The 17,796-nt window shown below is 55.2% G+C and carries 22 protein-coding genes, 1 tRNA gene and 2 pseudogenes; 11 read left to right on the top strand and 14 right to left on the bottom strand.

Annotation, left to right across the window (positions count from 1 at the left end):
- Positions 1–164: 164 nt before the first annotated feature.
- On the bottom strand, positions 165–941 hold the full coding sequence (locus tag ACIQ0R_RS04685; RefSeq protein ID WP_395824243.1) for an enoyl-CoA hydratase: 777 nt from the start codon (positions 939–941) through the stop codon (positions 165–167).
- Between the two features lie 247 nt (positions 942–1,188).
- On the opposite strand from ACIQ0R_RS04685, the gene ACIQ0R_RS04680 reads away from it, so the two are divergent.
- Complete coding sequence (locus ACIQ0R_RS04680) at positions 1,189–1,626, top strand: universal stress protein (RefSeq protein WP_395824240.1); 438 nt, start codon at positions 1,189–1,191, stop codon at positions 1,624–1,626.
- 55 nt (positions 1,627–1,681) lie between these two features.
- Here the strand turns inward: ACIQ0R_RS04680 and ACIQ0R_RS04675 are convergent, their stop codons facing one another.
- A complete protein-coding gene (locus tag ACIQ0R_RS04675) occupies positions 1,682–2,884 on the bottom strand; it encodes a murein transglycosylase A (protein WP_395824237.1) in 1,203 nt (400 codons plus the stop codon).
- A gap of 12 nt (positions 2,885–2,896) precedes the next feature.
- Here ACIQ0R_RS04675 and ACIQ0R_RS04670 point away from each other — a divergent pair, with 12 nt between their 5' ends.
- Positions 2,897–3,052: a hypothetical protein gene (locus ACIQ0R_RS04670; protein ID WP_395824234.1), complete on the top strand. Its 156-nt coding sequence runs from the start codon at positions 2,897–2,899 to the stop codon at positions 3,050–3,052.
- A gap of 2 nt (positions 3,053–3,054) precedes the next feature.
- Here the strand turns inward: ACIQ0R_RS04670 and apaG are convergent, their stop codons facing one another.
- Entirely contained in the window at positions 3,055–3,429 is a 375-nt protein-coding gene (gene apaG, locus ACIQ0R_RS04665) for a Co2+/Mg2+ efflux protein ApaG (RefSeq protein WP_395824232.1), read from the bottom strand.
- Positions 3,430–3,587: 158 nt separating this feature from the next.
- On the opposite strand from apaG, the gene rpe reads away from it, so the two are divergent.
- The 6 genes from rpe to trpC all read left to right on the top strand — a co-directional run bounded on the left by rpe (position 3,588) and on the right by trpC (position 9,260).
- The gene (gene rpe / locus ACIQ0R_RS04660; RefSeq protein ID WP_395824229.1) at positions 3,588–4,253 is read left to right on the top strand and encodes a ribulose-phosphate 3-epimerase; all 666 of its coding nucleotides are present in this window, start codon (positions 3,588–3,590) and stop codon (positions 4,251–4,253) included.
- Positions 4,250–4,960 (top strand): phosphoglycolate phosphatase, encoded by a 711-nt coding sequence (locus ACIQ0R_RS04655; protein ID WP_395824226.1) that lies wholly within the window; start codon positions 4,250–4,252, stop codon positions 4,958–4,960. The genes rpe and ACIQ0R_RS04655 overlap by 4 nt, the downstream gene beginning before the upstream one ends.
- A gap of 272 nt (positions 4,961–5,232) precedes the next feature.
- The gene (trpE, locus tag ACIQ0R_RS04650; RefSeq protein WP_395824222.1) at positions 5,233–6,750 is read left to right on the top strand and encodes an anthranilate synthase component I; all 1,518 of its coding nucleotides are present in this window, start codon (positions 5,233–5,235) and stop codon (positions 6,748–6,750) included.
- Positions 6,750–7,319, top strand: coding sequence for an aminodeoxychorismate/anthranilate synthase component II (locus ACIQ0R_RS04645; RefSeq protein WP_395824219.1), 570 nt, complete (start codon positions 6,750–6,752; stop codon positions 7,317–7,319). Before trpE ends, ACIQ0R_RS04645 begins: the two co-directional genes overlap by 1 nt.
- A gap of 68 nt (positions 7,320–7,387) precedes the next feature.
- Entirely contained in the window at positions 7,388–8,425 is a 1,038-nt protein-coding gene (gene trpD, locus ACIQ0R_RS04640; protein WP_395824216.1) for an anthranilate phosphoribosyltransferase, read from the top strand.
- A gap of 31 nt (positions 8,426–8,456) precedes the next feature.
- Positions 8,457–9,260, top strand: coding sequence for an indole-3-glycerol phosphate synthase TrpC (trpC, locus tag ACIQ0R_RS04635; protein WP_395824213.1), 804 nt, complete (start codon positions 8,457–8,459; stop codon positions 9,258–9,260).
- A gap of 54 nt (positions 9,261–9,314) precedes the next feature.
- Here trpC and ACIQ0R_RS04630 read toward each other — a convergent pair whose 3' ends face one another.
- The 5 genes from ACIQ0R_RS04630 to ACIQ0R_RS04610 all read right to left on the bottom strand — a co-directional run bounded on the left by ACIQ0R_RS04630 (position 9,315) and on the right by ACIQ0R_RS04610 (position 12,376).
- Positions 9,315–10,118: a MetQ/NlpA family ABC transporter substrate-binding protein gene (locus ACIQ0R_RS04630; RefSeq protein ID WP_395824210.1), complete on the bottom strand. Its 804-nt coding sequence runs from the start codon at positions 10,116–10,118 to the stop codon at positions 9,315–9,317.
- Between the two features lie 120 nt (positions 10,119–10,238).
- A complete protein-coding gene (locus ACIQ0R_RS04625) occupies positions 10,239–10,400 on the bottom strand; it encodes a carbohydrate porin (RefSeq protein ID WP_395824207.1) in 162 nt (53 codons plus the stop codon).
- Positions 10,397–11,338 (bottom strand): carbohydrate porin, encoded by a 942-nt coding sequence (locus ACIQ0R_RS04620; protein WP_395824204.1) that lies wholly within the window; start codon positions 11,336–11,338, stop codon positions 10,397–10,399. The genes ACIQ0R_RS04625 and ACIQ0R_RS04620 overlap by 4 nt, the downstream gene beginning before the upstream one ends.
- Before the next feature lie 75 nt (positions 11,339–11,413).
- On the bottom strand, positions 11,414–11,632 hold the full coding sequence (locus ACIQ0R_RS04615) for a hypothetical protein (protein WP_395824201.1): 219 nt from the start codon (positions 11,630–11,632) through the stop codon (positions 11,414–11,416).
- A gap of 102 nt (positions 11,633–11,734) precedes the next feature.
- Positions 11,735–12,376, bottom strand: a complete 642-nt coding sequence (locus tag ACIQ0R_RS04610; RefSeq protein ID WP_395824198.1) for an FMN-binding negative transcriptional regulator — start codon at positions 12,374–12,376, stop codon at positions 11,735–11,737.
- 688 nt (positions 12,377–13,064) lie between these two features.
- Here ACIQ0R_RS04610 and ACIQ0R_RS04605 point away from each other — a divergent pair.
- The 3 genes from ACIQ0R_RS04605 to arsH all read left to right on the top strand — a co-directional run bounded on the left by ACIQ0R_RS04605 (position 13,065) and on the right by arsH (position 14,782).
- A complete protein-coding gene (locus ACIQ0R_RS04605) occupies positions 13,065–13,415 on the top strand; it encodes an ArsR/SmtB family transcription factor (RefSeq protein WP_395824195.1) in 351 nt (116 codons plus the stop codon).
- A 247-nt stretch (positions 13,416–13,662) separates the two neighbouring features.
- The gene (gene arsC, locus ACIQ0R_RS04600) at positions 13,663–14,085 is read left to right on the top strand and encodes an arsenate reductase (glutaredoxin) (RefSeq protein ID WP_395824192.1); all 423 of its coding nucleotides are present in this window, start codon (positions 13,663–13,665) and stop codon (positions 14,083–14,085) included.
- Positions 14,075–14,782, top strand: coding sequence for an arsenical resistance protein ArsH (gene arsH, locus ACIQ0R_RS04595; protein ID WP_395824189.1), 708 nt, complete (start codon positions 14,075–14,077; stop codon positions 14,780–14,782). The genes arsC and arsH overlap by 11 nt, the downstream gene beginning before the upstream one ends.
- Before the next feature lie 67 nt (positions 14,783–14,849).
- On the opposite strand, the pseudogene ACIQ0R_RS04590 reads toward arsH, so the two are convergent.
- The 6 genes and pseudogenes from ACIQ0R_RS04590 to ACIQ0R_RS04565 all read right to left on the bottom strand — a co-directional run.
- Positions 14,850–15,121, bottom strand: a pseudogene (locus ACIQ0R_RS04590) (transposase); the annotation flags it as partial.
- Positions 15,107–15,182, bottom strand: a tRNA-Thr gene (locus ACIQ0R_RS04585). The gene ACIQ0R_RS04585 and the pseudogene ACIQ0R_RS04590, both read right to left, overlap by 15 nt.
- A gap of 25 nt (positions 15,183–15,207) precedes the next feature.
- Complete coding sequence (locus tag ACIQ0R_RS04580) at positions 15,208–15,708, bottom strand: ClpXP protease specificity-enhancing factor (RefSeq protein WP_395824186.1); 501 nt, start codon at positions 15,706–15,708, stop codon at positions 15,208–15,210.
- 86 nt (positions 15,709–15,794) lie between these two features.
- Positions 15,795–16,406 carry a glutathione S-transferase N-terminal domain-containing protein gene (locus ACIQ0R_RS04575; protein WP_395824183.1) on the bottom strand — a complete coding sequence of 204 codons (612 nt, stop codon included), beginning with the start codon at positions 16,404–16,406 and terminating at the stop codon, positions 15,795–15,797.
- 84 nt (positions 16,407–16,490) lie between these two features.
- Complete coding sequence (locus tag ACIQ0R_RS04570) at positions 16,491–17,255, bottom strand: cytochrome c1 (protein ID WP_395824180.1); 765 nt, start codon at positions 17,253–17,255, stop codon at positions 16,491–16,493.
- Positions 17,256–17,271: 16 nt separating this feature from the next.
- Positions 17,272–17,796: pseudogene (locus ACIQ0R_RS04565) on the bottom strand (cytochrome bc complex cytochrome b subunit); the annotation flags it as partial.

Below are 17,796 nucleotides of genomic sequence, written 5' to 3'. Positions count from 1 at the left end.
AACACTAACTTTACAACCTCATTTACAACTTAATTCTTCGTTCCCACTTCGCTAAAAACAGCCCCAATTTCTTGCTGCTGTTTCGTTTTATTTCGCGTCGTTCTCAACGGGAGGCGAACTATAGCAAACCATTTCGACCTATGGCAAGCGGTTTATTAAATATTTTAAATATTTTTAAAAACAGGTGGGCGTTTCTCTAAGAAGGCATGCATGCCTTCTTTCTGATCTTCTGTGGCGAAGGTGCTGTGGAACATGCGGCGCTCATATTGAACTCCTTCGGCCAGCGTCGTTTCATAGGCGCGGTTGACCGATTCCTTGATCATCATGACCGCCGGCAGGGGCATTGACGAAATCACGATGGCCGCTTCAATGGCCTCCGGCAACAGGCGCTCCAACGGCACCACACGCGAGACAAGGCCAGCGCGCTCGGCTTCGGCAGCATCCATCATGCGTGCAGTCAAACACATGTCCATCGCTTTCGACTTCGATACCGCTCGCGGCAGGCGCTGCGTGCCACCAGCACCGGGAATGATACCTAGCTTGATTTCCGGCTGACCGAATTTGGCATTGTCGGCAGCGATGATGAAATCGCACATCATCGCCAGCTCGCAGCCACCGCCCAGTGCAAAACCCGCTACGGCGGCAATCACCGGCTTGCGAACGCTACGGATCACCTCCCAATTGCGGGTGATGTAGTCGCCCTTGAATACGTCCATATAAGACAAGGTGGCCATACCGCCGATATCGGCACCGGCGGCAAAGGCTTTGTCGCTTCCTGTCAGAACGATGCAGCCAATTTCTGGATCGCCGTCAAATTCGAGTAGCGCCGTACCCAACTCACTCATCAATTGATCGTTTAGGGCGTTCAGGGCCTTGGGGCGATTCAGGTGAATGAGCCCAACTTTGCCTTGCGTCTCGACGAGGATATTTTCGTATGTCATTGGATCTTCCATTTCGTGTAAATCGTTTGATGTTAATTGTAGCGCCGCTGGATAAGGGATAGGATTACCACCTATAAGTATGTATAAGTAAATATACACACACCGGCGAACCACATCATGAGGAATTTATCAGGTTTTGGATTGTCACTAAGAAACGTGCCTGTCCTTGTTAATATTACTTAAATCAACATATTTCCGACACGGTTCTGAGATTTCAACCGATCCCCTAACTAGAAGGAGGCTTTTCATGTTTAAGACCATTCTAGTCCCTACTGACGGATCACAACTGTCCGACAAGGCAATTGCCACCGCCATTGAATTTGCCAGATTCAGCGGGGGCAAAATCTTCGCCCTTTCGGTTGCCGAGCCTTACCCGTTCTCGCCGATGGCTGAAAGCAACATGGCCACCGACCCAGGTACCTATGAAGAGAACATGCTGGCGCTGGCGCAGTTGAATGTAAAAAAAGTCGCTGACGCCGCCAGAGACGCCGGCGTACAGTGCGAAATGCTGACCGCTCAAGCCTTCAATCCCGACGAAGAGATCATCAATGCGGCCGAGAAATATCATTGCGACGCGATTTTCATGGCATCGCATGGCCGTAGCGGCCTTAGCCGCCTTTTCCTAGGCAGTAAAACCCAAAGGGTGCTGGCCCATTCCACAATCCCAGTGCTGGTGTTGCGCTAGGCGTTAATTAATTTTAATCATACTTGGCGTTGCGTCATACCGGACTTGGCCGCAGTTATCGGATCGCGGCCATCTTCGGCAACAGCAACCACATCATGCCACGCTGCTTCATCTTGCCAGCCTTATCGCCAGCGTCATTACCAAAACCCCAGAAAAAATCGGCACGGACCGCGCCCTTGATGGCATCGCCGGTATCCTGCGCCACCACCAGTTGCTGCAACGGGGCGCTGCTGTTGGGCTGGGTGGTCGACAAAAACACCGGGGTGCCGAGCGGTACAAACTGCGGGTCGACCGCAATTGAGCGTTGCGGGGTCAGAGGCACGCCTTGGGCGCCCTTGGGGCCTTTACTCGGATCGGTGACGCTTTCTTCCTTGAAAAAGACATAGCTTGGATTGGCGTTCAGCAATTCCTGTTGCCGCCCTGGATTCGCCGCCAGCCAGGCTTTGATGCCTTGCGCAGACGCCTGAGCCAGTGTCAGTTCGCCTTTATCGACCAGATAACGTCCGATCGATTTGTACGGATAACCGTTTTGATCGGCGTAAGCTACCCGCATAATGGTTCCGGTGTCATTCAGCTGGACGCGACCGGAACCTTGTACCTGAAGGAAAAACGCATCAATCGGGTCATCCACCCATAGCAACTCCTTGCCAACCAGAGCGCCGGACTTATCTAGCTCGGCACGGTTGGCGTAGGGCACCACTTTGTTACCGACCAGGCGGCCGCGCAGTCGCAGCCCCTTCAACTCCGGATAGATGCTGGCTAGGTCAACCGTGATCAGATCGTCCGGCGCCCGGTAGAGCGGCGTCTGGTAGGGGCTGCCACGCTTACGCGCGCCTCTGAGCAACGGTTCGTAATAGCCGGTGACCAGCCCGTTATCCGAACCATCAGGATTAATAATTTGATAAGGCGTGAAGAGTGACTGAAAAAATTCGCGCACTGCCTTTTCACTCCCGCCATCCACGCCGGCGGCAATCGCACAAGGCTCTTTCCAGTCAACCTTGCGCGCCTGGGTCGTACAAGAAGTCAGAAACGCCGGTAGCGCCTGGCGCAAATCGTCACTGGCCCAGCCGGGCAGGGCCGAGAATGTAGTCGCCCGCAGGGCGGCGCCGGGTGGCGTTGAGGGCAGCGGCGGCGCGGTTTCGGCGGGTCGCGGCGGTTCCTTGGGCAATGGCGTTGTGAGGGGAGTACTGGTACAGGCAGCTAAACTGAAACCGATAATCAAGACAGAAACGGGTAGACTGATACGTTTAAATAGCATTTAGGATTCTTTATGTGGTTAGTCGCTCTTGAAGCGTGTTTTGCCTTCTTTGTGTTCGCATTCATTGTCTGGTGGACGATGTTTTCCGGTCGCAATCCGGATAAAAAGCCGCCGGCCGAGCCACCTGTCAAACCCTGGCAGTCCAAAGAAGATAAGAGCGAAAAATAAATTCAGTGCAGGGTGCGTGGCAGCGACAGGACAAATTCGGGAATGCGCGCCTCGAATTGCTCGCCGTCTTCAGCAACGCAGAAATACTCGCCGGACATGGAACCCTGCGGCGGCGCCATTGAGGTGCCGCTGGTGTACTCGAATTGTTCGCCCGGTTGCAGCAGCGGCTGATGGCCCACCACACCAAGGCCGCGCACTTCCTCAACATGGTTGTTAGCATCTGTAATCACCCAGTGGCGCGCAATCAATTGTGCCGCGACCTGCCCGGTATTGCGAATAGTAATCGCATAGGCGAACACAAAATGCGAACTGCCGGGATCGGATTGCTCTTCCAGATACTGCGTCCTGACAGAAACGGTAAATTCATAGGCGGCCATGCTGGGTTCCTCGATTGACACTGATTACTTTCAAATTGACTACGGCTAACGAGCCATTGCACACGAATTTCCCCCAAGGCGCAAGCAGCAAGGACGCCAGACGGCCTCCTAAAGAGTAAAATAGCCCTCTTTTTTGCGCCCTTCTTTGGATAGCCTTCATGCCAACCTATCGTATTGCCCCCAGCATCCTCTCCGCCGACTTCGCCCGCCTGGGTGAAGAAGTACGCAATGTTGTAAGCGACGGCGCCGACATGATCCACTTCGACGTGATGGATAACCATTACGCTCCCAACCTGACTATCGGCCCCCTGGTGTGCCAGGCGATCCGCCCACATGTGCAGGTGCCCATCGACGTGCATCTGATGGTCAAGCCGGTGGACCGCATCATTCCGGACTTCGCAAAGGCGGGTGCCAATATTATTACTTTCCACCCGGAAGCATCGGAGCATGTTGATCGCACGCTGCAACTGATCCGCGACAACGGCTGCAAAGCCGGCCTGGTTTTCAATCCGGCAACATCGCTGGACTACCTTGATTATGTGATGGACAAGATCGATATCATCCTGATCATGTCAGTTAATCCAGGCTTCGGCGGCCAGTCATTCATCCCGGAAGCGCTGAAGAAGATTGCCGAGGCGCGTCGACGGATCGATGCCTCCGGGCGCGACATCATGCTGGAAGTCGATGGCGGCATCAAGATCGACAACATCGCGGCAGCAGCCAAGGCCGGCGCAGATACCTTCGTCGCCGGATCGGCTATCTTCGGCAAACCCGATTACAAGGCAGTAATCGACAATATGCGAACGGAACTGGCGCAGGTATGAATGAAACAAATCCAGCAGTAACGCGGGAAGTGATTGTCCTGAGCGGTATCGCCGCGGCCATCATTGACCTTGATGGCACGATGCTCGACACCGCGCCGGATTTTCAGGTAGCAGTGAACCGCATGCGTGCCGAGCTGGATCTGGCGCTGCTGGAACAAAAAATGATTGTCGACTTCGTCGGCAAAGGCAGTGAGAATCTGGTTCGCCGGGTACTCGCCGTTGATTTTCCGGCGCCGCAAGTCGAGCAGCATTTCAACGCGGCGCTGGATTCTTATCAGCGTCATTACGCAGTCGTCAACGGCACCCATGCAAGACTGTATCCCGACGTGGTTGAGGGCTTGCAGGCGATGCGTCAAAAAGGGTTGCGGCTGGCCTGCGTCACCAACAAACCTTTAGCATTTGCGTTGACGTTGCTAGAAAAAACGGGGCTACGCAAGTATTTCGAGGTGGTTTACGGCGGCGATTCGTTCCCGCGCAAGAAACCGGACCCGATGCCGCTACTCGCGGTTTGTGCCGATTTCACGCTGGAACCGGCGCAGGTGATTGCCATCGGCGACTCCAGCAACGACGCCGAAGCGGCGCGTGCAGCCGGTTGCAAGGTATTTAACGTACCTTACGGCTACAATCACGGCGAATCTATGCACGATGTCGATTCCGATGGTATAGTCAGTTCGCTGTTAGTTGCTGCACATCATATTTCAACCTGATTCGCCCGACTCTTTGTCGCATTTTTCGACTTATATTTTTTGACTTATATTTTTCGACTTATTTAACACCGTCCAATCTCTCATGTTCGCCAACAAAAAACTTCACGTCCTCCTAGTCGCCCCCGGGGCCTGGCTATGGCGACGCTGGCAATCCTGGGCTAATTAGACCCACAGATCGCCGCTGCCAGGAGATTTCTTGATTAGCCAGAAATTCTGGCAACGTTTTTTGTAATGAACCACCGCTGTTTTACAATAGCGGCCTGGAGAGAAACATGACCGAACTCGAATTCAAATCGCTGGCCACGCAAGGCTATAACCGTATTCCGCTGATCGCAGAAGCCTTTGCCGATCTCGAAACCCCATTAACGCTGTACCTGAAGTTGGCGCAAACCCAGCACACCGGGAAAAATACTTTCCTGTTGGAATCAGTCGTCGGCGGCGAACGCTTCGGACGCTACTCATTCATTGGCTTGCCGGCCTCGACGCTGCTGCGCAGCTACGGCACGCAGATCGAAGTGGTCAATGACGACAAGATCATCGAAACCCACGATGGTAACCCGCTCGATTTCATCGCCGAGTTCCAGTCGCGCTACAAAGTCGCGCTGCGTCCTGGGCTGCCGCGCTTTTGCGGTGGCCTGGCCGGTTATTTCGGTTACGATACGGTGCGCCATATTGAAAAACGTCTGGCCGACTCGACGCCGCAAGACGATCTCGGCCTGCCTGATATTCAATTGCTGCTGACCGAAGAGCTGACTGTCATCGACAATCTGTCCGGCAAACTGTACCTGATCGTCTACGCCGATCCGACCCAGCCGGAAGCCTTCTCGAAAGGCCGCCAGCGCTTGAAAGACTTGCGCAATATGCTGCGCCGGCCGGCCGACGCGCCAGTGACATCGGCGTCGGTGCGCACCGAAACCATTCGCGAATTCAAGAAAGACGATTACCTGAAGGCTGTCGCCAAGGCCAAGGAATATGTGATGGCGGGCGACCTGATGCAGGTGCAGATCGGCCAACGCATCAAGAAGCCCTACGTCGATTCGCCGTTGATGCTATACCGCGCACTGCGCTCGCTGAATCCGTCGCCGTACATGTATTTCTACAATTTCGGCAACATGCAGATTGTCGGCGCTTCGCCGGAAATCCTGGTGCGCAATGAACAAACCTCGGCACCTAAAACCGCCAGCGGCGAAAGCAAGCGCAAGGTCACGATCCGCCCATTGGCTGGTACCCGGCCGCGTGGTTCGACTCCCGAGCAGGATGAGCAACTGGCTACCGAGCTGCTCGCTGACCCCAAGGAAATCGCGGAGCACGTGATGCTGATCGACCTGGCCCGTAACGACATCGGCCGCATCGCCGAAACCGGTAGCGTCAAAGTCACCGATCAGATGGTGATCGAAAAATATTCGCATGTTCAACACATCGTTTCCAACGTTGAGGGTGAACTTAAATCTGGCCTGTCCAACCTGGATGTCCTGAAAGCTACTTTCCCGGCTGGCACCTTGTCCGGTGCGCCGAAAGTACGCGCCATGGAAATCATCGATGAACTGGAACTGACCAAGCGCGGCATCTACGGCGGCGCCTGCGGCTATCTGTCGTTCGGCGGTGAAATGGATGTCGCCATCGCCATTCGCACCGGCGTCATCAAGGATGGCATGCTGTATGTGCAGGCCGCAGCCGGTATCGTCGCCGATTCGGTGCCCGAGATGGAATGGCAGGAAACCGAAAACAAGGCGCGCGCGGTACTGCGCGCGGCAGAACAGGTGCAAGACGGACTGGATGGAGAAATCTGATGCTGCTAATGATCGACAACTACGATTCCTTCACCTACAACCTGGTGCAATACTTCGGCGAATTGGGTGAAGATGTACGTACTTTCCGCAACGACGAAATCACACTTGAAGACATCCAGGCCCTGAAGCCTGATCGCATCTGCCTCTCACCCGGGCCGTGCAGCCCCAAGGAAGCCGGGATTTGCGTTGAATTGCTGCAGCGGTTTGCCGGCAAGCTGCCGATACTCGGCGTTTGCCTGGGGCATCAGGCCATCGGCGAAGCGTTCGGCGGCAAGGTGATTCGCGCGCAACAAGTCATGCATGGCAAGACCTCACCAATTACGCACACCGGCGTCGGCGTATTCAAGGATTTACCCAGCCCGTTCACGGTGATCCGCTATCACTCGCTGGCGATTGAGCGTTCCTCGATTCCTGACTGCCTGGAAATCACGGCCTGGACTGATGACGGCGAAATCATGGGTGTGCGACACAAAGATTACGATATCGAGGGCGTGCAATTTCACCCTGAATCAATCCTGTCGGAACATGGCCACGCGCTGCTGCGTAACTTCGCACAAAGAACTGCCTGAATCTGTCGCACCGACGCATCCGCTGGCTGGCCCGGTGCGCCGACCTCCTCATTCGTAGCAAGGAAATCATGCCAATCACCGAACAAGAAGCCCTGTTGCGTTGCATTGAGCATCGCGAAATCTTTCACGACGAAATGCTGTCGCTGTTCCGCCGCATCATGCGCGGCGAAATGTCGCCTTCAATGATCGCTGCGCTGACCATGGGCCTGCGCGTAAAGAAAGAAACCATCGGCGAAATCGCTGCAGCGGCGCAAGTCATGCGTGAATTTGCAACACCGGTTCCTTGCCGCGATACCGATAATTTGGTGGATATCGTTGGTACCGGCGGCGATGGCGCACAGACGTTCAATATTTCGACGGCCTCGATGTTTGTCGCCGCCGCCGCCGGTGCTCGCGTCGCCAAGCATGGCGGGCGCAGCGTATCGTCGTCGTCGGGAAGCGCCGATGTGTTGGAGTCGTTTGGCGCTAATATCAACCTGACGCCAGCGCAAGTGGCGGAGTCGATCGAGCAAACCGGTATTGGCTTCATGTTTGCGCCGAACCACCACGCGGCAATGAAACACGCGGCGCCGGTGCGCAAGGAACTGGGGGTGCGCACCATTTTCAATATTCTTGGACCACTAACCAATCCGGCTGGCGCACCGAATATCCTGATGGGGGTATTCCATGCCGATCTGGTCGGCATTCAGGTGCGGGTATTGCAACGGTTGGGCGCGCAGCACGCCATCGTGGTGTGGGGGCGCGACAATATGGATGAAGTCTCGCTTGGCGCCGGCACCATGGTGGGCGAGTTGGTCAACGGTGAAATCCGCGAATATGAAATTCATCCGGAAGATTTTGGACTACAGATGATTGCCAGCCGCAATCTGAAAGTATCCAATGCTATCGAGTCCAGGCAAAAAGCGCTGGAGGCGCTGGAAGACCAGCCCGGTGCAGCCCGCGACATCGTTGCCATCAATGCCGGCACCGCCTTGTATGCCGCTGGCGTTGCCAGCTCAATCTCTGATGGTTTGGAAAAGGCGCGCGCAGCAATCGCCTCGGGCGCTGCCCGCGCCAAGCTTGATCAGTTCGTTAATATCACGCAAACCATCGGTGCCGCAGACTGATTGCACTAAGCCGTTGCAAAGGAAAATACCCATGTCCGACATCTTGAATAAAATCCTCGCCGTGAAAGCTGATGAAGTCGCTGCGGCAAAAAAACAGCAGGACTTTGCCAGTTTGCGCCGCGAAGTGGAATCCGACACTGAGGCGCGAGCCGACTTGCGCAGCTACGAAACGGCATTGCGGGCCAAGATAGCTGCGGGCCACCCTGGCGTCATTGCTGAAGTAAAAAAAGCATCGCCTTCCAAAGGCGTCATCCGCGCCGACTTCCGCCCGGCCGAGATTGCCGCCGATTACGCTGCGCATGGTGCGGCTTGCTTGTCGGTACTCACCGACGTTCAGTTTTTTCAAGGTGCGCCGGAGTATCTGCAACAGGCCCGTGCCGCGTGTGCGCTGCCTGCGCTGCGCAAGGATTTCATGATCGATCCGTATCAGGTGTTCCAGGCGCGTGCGTGGGGTGCCGATGCGATCCTGCTGATCGTCGCGGCGCTGGACCACGGTTTGATGGCAGAAATGGAAGCGCTCGCCCATGAGCTTGGTATGAGCGTGCTGGTGGAAGTGCACAATGCAGAAGAACTGAATGCGGCATTGAAGCTGAAGACCAAGCTGCTCGGCATCAACAACCGCAACCTGCGCACTTTCGACACCTCGCTGCAAACCACTCTAGACCTGTTGCCGCATATTGCGCCAGACAAGCTGGTGGTGACCGAATCGGGCATTCACACGCGGGATGACGTCAAACGCATGCGCGATGCCAACGTCAATGCCTTCCTGGTTGGCGAGGCATTTATGCGCGCCGCACAGCCGGGCGTCGAACTCGGCCGCCTGTTCAACAACTGACAGCCGTATATTGTTGGTACGCTGGCCCATCGACGCCGATGGGTCCATGCGTGATTAAAATGCTGGAATCAGCGAGCCTTTGAATTCGGTCTCGATGAATTTCCGCACCTCTTCCGACTGATACGCCTTGACCAGTTTCTTCACCCACGGCTTATCCTTGTCCTCCACCCGCGTGGCAATCAGATTGGCATAAGGCCCCCGGGCATCTTCCACCGCAATCGTATCGCGTTGCAGAGACAAACCTGCCTTGAACGCGTAATCGTTGTTGATTGATGCCGCCGCCAGATCGTCCAGTGAACGCGGCAGTTGTGCGGCGTCCAGTTCGATCAGCTTGAGCTTTTTCGGATTCTCGATCACATCCAGCGGCGTTGCATTGACGCCGTTTTCACCGACACCAGGTTTGAGCTTGATCAAACCGGCTTTCTGCAATAGCAGCAAGGCCCGGTTGCCGTTCGACGGATCGTTCTGGATGCCGATGCTGGCAGCGGCCGGTAACTGATCGACATTTTTATATTTCTTCGAATAGATGCCCAACGGCGCCGTCAGGGCCAGGCCGACTGGCACGATCTTGTAGCCGCGCGCTTTGATCTGGCTGTCGAGGAATGGCTTGTGCTGGAACGCATTGGCATCCAGATCGCCGGCGGCTAATGCTTCATTCGGTTGCAGATAATCGCTGAAGGTAATGATCTGGATTTCCAAGCCGTCACGCGCGGCTACTTTTTTGACGACTTCGAAAGTCTGCTCGGCATTGCCGACCGAGACGCCAACCTTGATCTTGGTCTTATCCTGCGCATAGGCGCTGGCGATAGTACTCGCCAACAATAGAATGGGTAATGTCTTGAGGACGAGGCGACGCATTTCTTCTCCGTATGGATGTGCTAAAAGCGATAAATCGCGATATTCACACAACCTTCGGCAAGCGCTAACGAAGAATTTCGCATGTCGATATACGATGGTGCGACAACACTCGTCAGAGGTCTAAAATTCCGTGTGCAACCTCAGCAAAGCGACCAATACCGGCCCGCGATCAGCGTTGTAAGCCGGATTCCAGATGCGCTGCACGTCAGCGCTCAGCGCTAAGCCCTTGCGCAAGCTGAAGTTGTAATAAGCCTCCAGAATACGCTCAGGCTGGTAGTTCAAACGACCATCACCGATGAATACCCCCAAACCCGCCAGCCGCCAGCCGCCAGATAAGTCTGATGCGCCTGGCTCAGACCGTTTTGAACCAGGGCGAGCCCGAACGTATCACTGTTACGACGCCAGCGACTGCCTTTCAGAGACAGGCCGACACTCAACGAACGTTCGATTTCGGCAAAGGAAAAGGTTTCGGTTTTACCGTCGTTCCAGCTGGCGCGGGTAAAGAAACCGAGATCGCTGCTCAGGCTTTGCTCTAAATTGATCCCATAGCCCTGCTTGACGCTGGCCTTGCGTACCTGCGCCACGTCGGGCGTGCCACCATTGGTGGCAGCATAAGCCAAGGCATCCGAGAAACTCCCCATGAATTCCTGGTTGCGAAATGCCAGCACCCTGATTTTTCCGGGCTGCCCACGGATCGTGTGATCATGCTGAAGTTCGATCTGGTCAGCGTGAAACCTGGTAATGCGCGTATCCAGACGCTGGCCGTTCGATGCGAGCGGCACCATGAACCGACCGCCGCGCAGGACCCAGTCATCATAATAGTATTCCGCCGCCGCGCCCCAGGTATAGCCGCGTGTATCGCCAGCATAATCGTAGGCGCCATAGGTCGACAGGGCCCAGTTCATGAATTGAGTGCGGCCGTCGTGGGCGTATGCATTGTTGTCGAAGATGTCGAGAATACTCATATTGCCGACGCTCACAACCAAACGCCGTTTATCGACCATTCCTGCCAACTGGTTTGGTGCCGACTCAAGCGCTTCCCGCTCCCCTCCCAGGCCCCAGGTTTGACGCAGAAATAGTCGGGCGCGATAAAACGTCGGATTGGGTCCGCTGGATTTTTGCTGTTCCGAATCAACCATGCCGCCCAATCCGGTCAGATTCGACATCGGCACGGCTTGCACCACCTCAGGATCGAAGTAGAATTCGGCGCCGCGCCACAAGCGCATGCCAAAGAAAAGCGTAGCGGAAAACGAATAGCCCTTTTCGGCTTGAGTACTCAGGCTGTTCGGGCCCGATTAGACGGCAGCGAAGGATGGCTTCTTTTGCCAGATATAGGTGGCCTGGCCTGCCAGGTTCCAGGACTCATCCTCAAGCTGCTCCGCATGCGCGAGCAACGGTAGCGCTGAACATGCCATCAGCAGTATGCCGCACCAGAGCGCGCCGCAGGATGTCGACGTAAAACCAGGAACCGGATCTGTCGAATACATTGACGGCGGAAGTTGATTGAGTGGCATGTGCTGGGGAGAATTACAAATCACCGTGCAACCGGATGTTTACAGCAAAGCCCGATAGTACAACAGCCAAAGGCGACGTGAACCGGCTGTTGCAACGACACGTCAAACTGAGGTCTTGCCGGCTTCAACCAAGGCCGCCATCGCACAACGCTCGTCGCCGCCAAGCGCACGTAAGCCCTCAATCACGCCGGCCTGATTCTGGGCGAGCTGGTTCTGGCTGACTTTCCACTTGCCGGACAGACGTGAGATGACGATCTCAATCCCGACGATGGCGCCCATCAATTTCTCGGTGAAATCATGTGGCGCATCGGATACCTGCCAGGGCGATGGGAATCCGCCCTCGTTATGCGCAGTCAGCGCCGTCAGGTGCGTGCGCAGCCATGTCGCATCGTCAATGATGCGCAACACCCCATACGCGTGCGCGACGGCATAATTCCAGGTCGGCACGACCTTACCGGTCTCGGCCTTGGTGGCATACCACGATGGCGTGATATATGCGTCTGGCCCTTTAAATATGGCCAGCACCTCGACTTCTGCCTGGAAGTCGTTCCATAGCGGATTGGCGCGGGCCACGTGACCGTGCAGTGTGCCGAACGGCGACGGCTCAGCCGACAGCATTAATGGAATGTGATTGGCGTTGATTCCGCCGGAAGCAAGAGTGACGAGCGCAGACAACGGCCGCGCCCGCATCAGCGCATGCAGAACTTCCACGCGCGGTTCATCGAATTGCTTGGGAATATACATGGTGCTGAGTGCTGCTCTGAAATGGTTGATGGATGTTTAGTTGCTTAGTTTCGTGTGATCATACTCCCGGTCGTAGCATGGCGTTGTTCCGAGCCAGAGCCATGCCTGGCGAGTTGATTGCCGGTTTGGCACCACGGTCTTCTCATCGTTGGCAGCAGATCGTATCAACCTCAGTCCATGGGCATGCGCATTCAGCCCCAAGCCCGCACGACGCCGAAAATTCGTTAGAAAATCAAGGACTCAGGCCTGCGTCTGACCGCCAGGCCGCCAAGGTCTTCAACATCACCCTTGCCACAGCTGGCAAGTACCTCAAGCGAAACCATGTGCAAGGCCTTTCGCACCGCAATCACACGCTGCATACGACGCTAAGCGCGACACGCTGAAGACTGAAGGCGAAACGATCTCGCCCAAAAAGACATTCAAGGACGATGAGCCCGGCTAGGCTCACAGCGGCATTACTGGAGACAACCTTGCTCAATTATCTGAGGCTGTACAACCACGCTATTGCACAGCGTGCCATCGGTCCCAAAACGCCACCTCAAGCGCTCACGGAATGGCCGCAAAAAAGCCCTGAACTATTCGTTAAACGCGTTTATAGCCAGCCTAGACTTGTCATCTAGCCATTGGCCAACATCAGCCCGCAGAGTAAAAACCTTGATTTATTCAATATTTTAACTATCATTGAAATATGAAAACAAATTCAGCCGTTGCTGCCCTTGCGGCACTTGCTCAAGATTCGCGCCTGGCGATCTATCGAGCATTGGTGCAAGCCGGGCCTGGCGGTCTGCCGGCTGGCAAAATTAGCGAGATCATCGGCATATCGCCGTCGTCGGTATCGTTCCATATGAAGGAGTTGACGCACGCAGAGTTGGCGCACTCTCGCAATGAGGGGCGATTCGTCATTTACTCGGCGAACTTCGTCACCATGACTGGCCTGCTGTCATTCCTGACCGATAATTGCTGCGGCGGCAATCCCTGCTCGCCAGCCTGCAATCGTGCTTGCTGCAGCGCCGCCGATAGCGTGGATAAAGCGCCATGAAGCAATTGCATACGCCTATCGCGGGCGACAACCGGAGATCTCTCAACAGGTGCAGCATCAACCGGGCCATGGATTTATTTTGAGCGCTATCTCAGCGCCTGGGTCGCACTCCGCATCCTGTTCGGGATTTTCCCGGGCTGCGCTCTGCCGCGCCAATGCGAGCGATAGTTGATGGTTGACAGTTGACACAAGACCGGAGCGCCAGACGACAGCGCTCCTTTACAAAAGGCAGAAAAAAGGCAGAACCATGAAGATTACGATTTATCACAACCCCGCATGCGGCACATCGCGCAACACGCTGGCATTAATACGCAATACCGGCATTGAGCCGGAAGTCATTGAATACCTGAAGCAACCGCCGTCATTGGCAACGCTGACAAAACTGATTGGCGACAGCGGCCTGACAGTGCGCGAGGCGATTCGACAAAAGGAAACGCTTTACACAGAACTTGGACTGGACGCGCCGGATCTGACAGATATGCAATTATTGGAGACCATGCAGGCACACCCGGCTCTGATCAATCGGCCTTTTGTGGTGACGCCAGGTGGCACTCGACTGTGCCGTCCGTCAGAGCTGGTGCTCGATATCCTGTCAGCGCCGCAAAAGGCTGCGTTTGCCAAAGAAGATGGCGAAGTGGTGGTCAACGCGGAGCGGCAGCGTGTCAAATAATCTGCCAGATCTGCCGAATATTGACGTGGGCTCTTTCCGCACGCCCTCCGCTGCCGATTTTGCCGACGTCGCACGCTCAACGCATGCACCGCGCTTCCTGTTGTTGTACGGCTCCCTGCGTGAAAAATCTTATAGCCGCATGTTGACAATGGAAGCGGTGCGTCTGCTAAAAGAAATGGGCGGCGAAGTCAGAATTTTTGATCCACGTGGCTTGCCGTTGCCCGACGGCGAGCCTGAAAACCATCCCAAGGTGTTGGAATTGAGAGCCCTGGCACAATGGGCCGAAGGCATGGTCTGGACCTCGCCGGAACGGCACGGTGCGATGACCGGCATCATGAAGGCACAGATCGATTGGATTCCGCTTGCCATCGGCGCCATCCGGCCGACGCAAGGAAAAACGCTGGCAGTCATGGAGGTATCCGGCGGTTCGCAGTCTTTTAATGCGGTCAATCAGATGCGTATTCTTGGCCGCTGGATGCGCATGATCACCATCCCCAACCAGTCGTCAGTTGCCAAAGCGTTTCTGGAGTTTGATGATGCCGGCCGCATGAGAGCATCTTCTTATTACGAGCGCGTAGTCGACGTCATGGAAGAATTGTTCAAATTCACTTTACTCACCCGCGACGTCTCGTCATTCCTTGTCGATCGTTACAGCGAACGGAAGGAAGTTGCACAGCCACTGGATAGCCGACTCTGAGCGAATCTGCCGGCCGCATGCCGATATCTGACTTTGCATTCTGTCGTTTGTATCCGACTTAGCGCCGACGTGCTGCGTTTTTGGCCCGAGCGGATGAGAAAATTATCAAAAGATAATTCCTAGCCACGATCTCTGCCTTGAGCCGTTCCTCGGCATACCTCTTCTTCACAGGCGCCGGTTCTCTTCTTACAGCTCTTTCATGCGCGCCATCAGCGACGCATCCATGCCACCGGATTTGCAGCGCCATTTGCAGAACGTGGCGTTGCTAATGCCGTGTTCGCGGCAAAAGAAAAAGGCCCACCGAACGGTGGGCCTTTTAGGTATTGGTGCTGGCTGCAGGACTTGAACCCGCCACCCCCTGATTACAAGTCAGGTGCTCTACCAGATGAGCTAAGCCAGCTAAACTGCGAAGTCCAGAATTATACCTATTTAATTCGAGTTAGGGTAGGTCTTCCACCACCTTTTTTCGGTGGTTCAGGATCTTTTTCTGGGCCAGTGTCTGACGAACCGGATTTTACCTCACTTACCGGTGACGGTACCGAGGTCAACATCGGTGCGGGAGGCTCGACGCCGCGGTCGGGCCCGACGGCAGCGCTGGCGTCCGCTTCACTGGGGACGGTTACCTCAAATGCCATGCCCTGGCCGTTTTCTCGCGCGTAAATGGCGATGACGTTATCCACCGGGACCGAAATATCGCGCGATACGCCGCCGAAACGCGCACTGAAATCGACAAATTGATTGTCCATTTTCAAACCGCTGGTGGCTTCAAAGCTGATGTTCAATACGATCTCGCCGTTTTTGACGAATTGCATCGGGACCCGCGTTTGCGCATCGACCCTTGCCGCAAGGTAGGGTGTGTAGCCGTTGTCGGCGCACCATTCATAAATGGCGCGCAACAAATAAGGTTTGGTAGAAATCTCGGGCATGAGCGAAAACTGTACTTTTACAAATGGTTAAGCAAGGACTGGCGCGCATCACGCAAGCGACGCGCGCCAGTTGCCCGCGCCGGCAATTAACGACGCATGACCTTCTCAGACGGTGTCAGCGCTTCGATGTAGGCGGGGCGCGAGAAAATGCGCTCAGCATACTTCATCAGCGGTGCAGCTGCCTTCGACAGCTCGATACCGTAGTGATCCAGACGCCACAGCAACGGTGCAATGGCAACATCAAGCATGGAGAACTCATCGCCCAGCATGTATTTGTTCTTTATGAACAAAGGTGCCAGCGTGGTCAGGCGATCGCGGATTTCCGAGCGCGCCTTCTCATGGCTCTTTTCTGAACCTTTGGCTTTCTCGTTCTCCAGCGTGTGTACGTGGATGAACAATTCTTTCTCAAAGTTGAATAGCATCAGGCGTGCGCGTGCGCGCACCAGCGGATCGGCCGGCATCAGTTGCGGATGCGGGAAACGCTCGTCGATGTATTCGTTGATGATGTTGGACTCGTACAGAATCAGGTCGCGCTCGACCAGAATCGGCACTTGGCCATATGGATTCATCGTCGAAATGTCTTCCGGCTTGTTAAACAGGTCGACATCGCGAATTTCGAAGTCCATGCCTTTCTCGAACAGAACGAGACGGCAGCGTTGCGAAAATGGGCAGGTTGTACCCGAATAGAGAACCATCATTTTTATAGTTCCTTAGAAACAAAAGGGTGAGACCCATACGGCTCACCCCAAAACGCATACCCGCAAAATCGCGGGTATGAAATACTACTTGATGTCTTTCCAGTATGACGCATTCAGACGCCATGCCAGAACCAGGAACATGCCGAGAAACAGCAGAACCCAGACGCCAAGCCGCTTGCGGGTGTTCTGAGCAGGTTCGCCCATCCACTCAAGATAGGAGACCAGATCGGCGACAGCAACGTCGTATTCGATCCGGTTCATCTTACCGGGCTTAACTTGCTCGAAACCCACAAACTTGTGTTCGGTCTTGCCCTCTTCATGCGGATCCTTGACGTCGTCGTATTTGGCAGTACGAATACCTTCAAGTTCCCACAGGACGTGCGGCATGCCGACGTTAGGGAAGACCATGTTATTCCAGCCGGTTGGACGGCTGTCATCTTTATAAAAAGTACGCAGATAGGTGTACAACCAGTCCGGGCCGCTGCCCGCACCGGATGCCTTGGCGCGAGCGATCACCGAAAGATCAGGTGGCGTCGCGCCAAACCATTCTTTTCCGTCCTTTGGCGTCATTGCAATCGCCATCAACCCGCCGACCTTATCGGTGGTAAATAACAGATTTTTCTTGATCTGATCTTCGCTCAGGCCAATGTCGCGCAAACGGTTGTAACGCATCGACGATGCCGAGTGGCAGTTCAGGCAGTAGTTGACGAACAGTTTGGCGCCATTCTGCAACGCCGACAGGTTATTACCCTGTTGCGGCGCACGATCCAGCGGGTAACCACCCTCTTCGGCACAAGCCAGCGCTGGCAGCAGTATAAGAGCCGCGATCAATCTTTTCAGCAATGTCATGTTCTTATCCTCTGGCTTAGTGCGGGTGATAAACAACACGGTCCGGCACCGGCTTGAAGGTGCCGGCGGCACTCCACCACGGCATCAACAGGAAGAAGCCGAAGTAAATGAACGCGCAGACTTGCGAGACATAACTGCCGATTGCCGACGGCGGCTGGACGCCGAGATAGCCGAGGATCACAAAGGTGATGCCGAACAGGATATAAATGTATTTGTGCCAGCTGGGACGATAACGGATCGACTTGACCTTGGAGTGATCCAGCCACGGCAAACCGGCGAGGACCATGACCGAGACGCCCATCAGCACCACGCCGAAGAATTTGGCTTCGAATATGAACATTGCGCCGATAATCGCGGCACCGATCACGGTTGCGGCGATCTTGACGATGCTGCCAAGTTTTGATTTGAACCACAGCAATGCAACGAACGCCGCCACGCCGGCTTGCAGATAAATGATGAAGTCTGAAGTAATCGCGCGCAGGATCGAATAGTACGGCGTGAAATACCATACCGGGGCGATATGCGGCGGCGTCTTTAACGA

Origin of the sequence: Collimonas sp. (genome assembly GCF_044339385.1) — a bacterium.
Lineage (GTDB): Bacteria > Pseudomonadota > Gammaproteobacteria > Burkholderiales > Burkholderiaceae_D > Collimonas.
The sequence above is the reverse complement of the archived record's forward strand: the minus strand, read 5'-3'. Positions and strand labels throughout refer to the sequence as shown.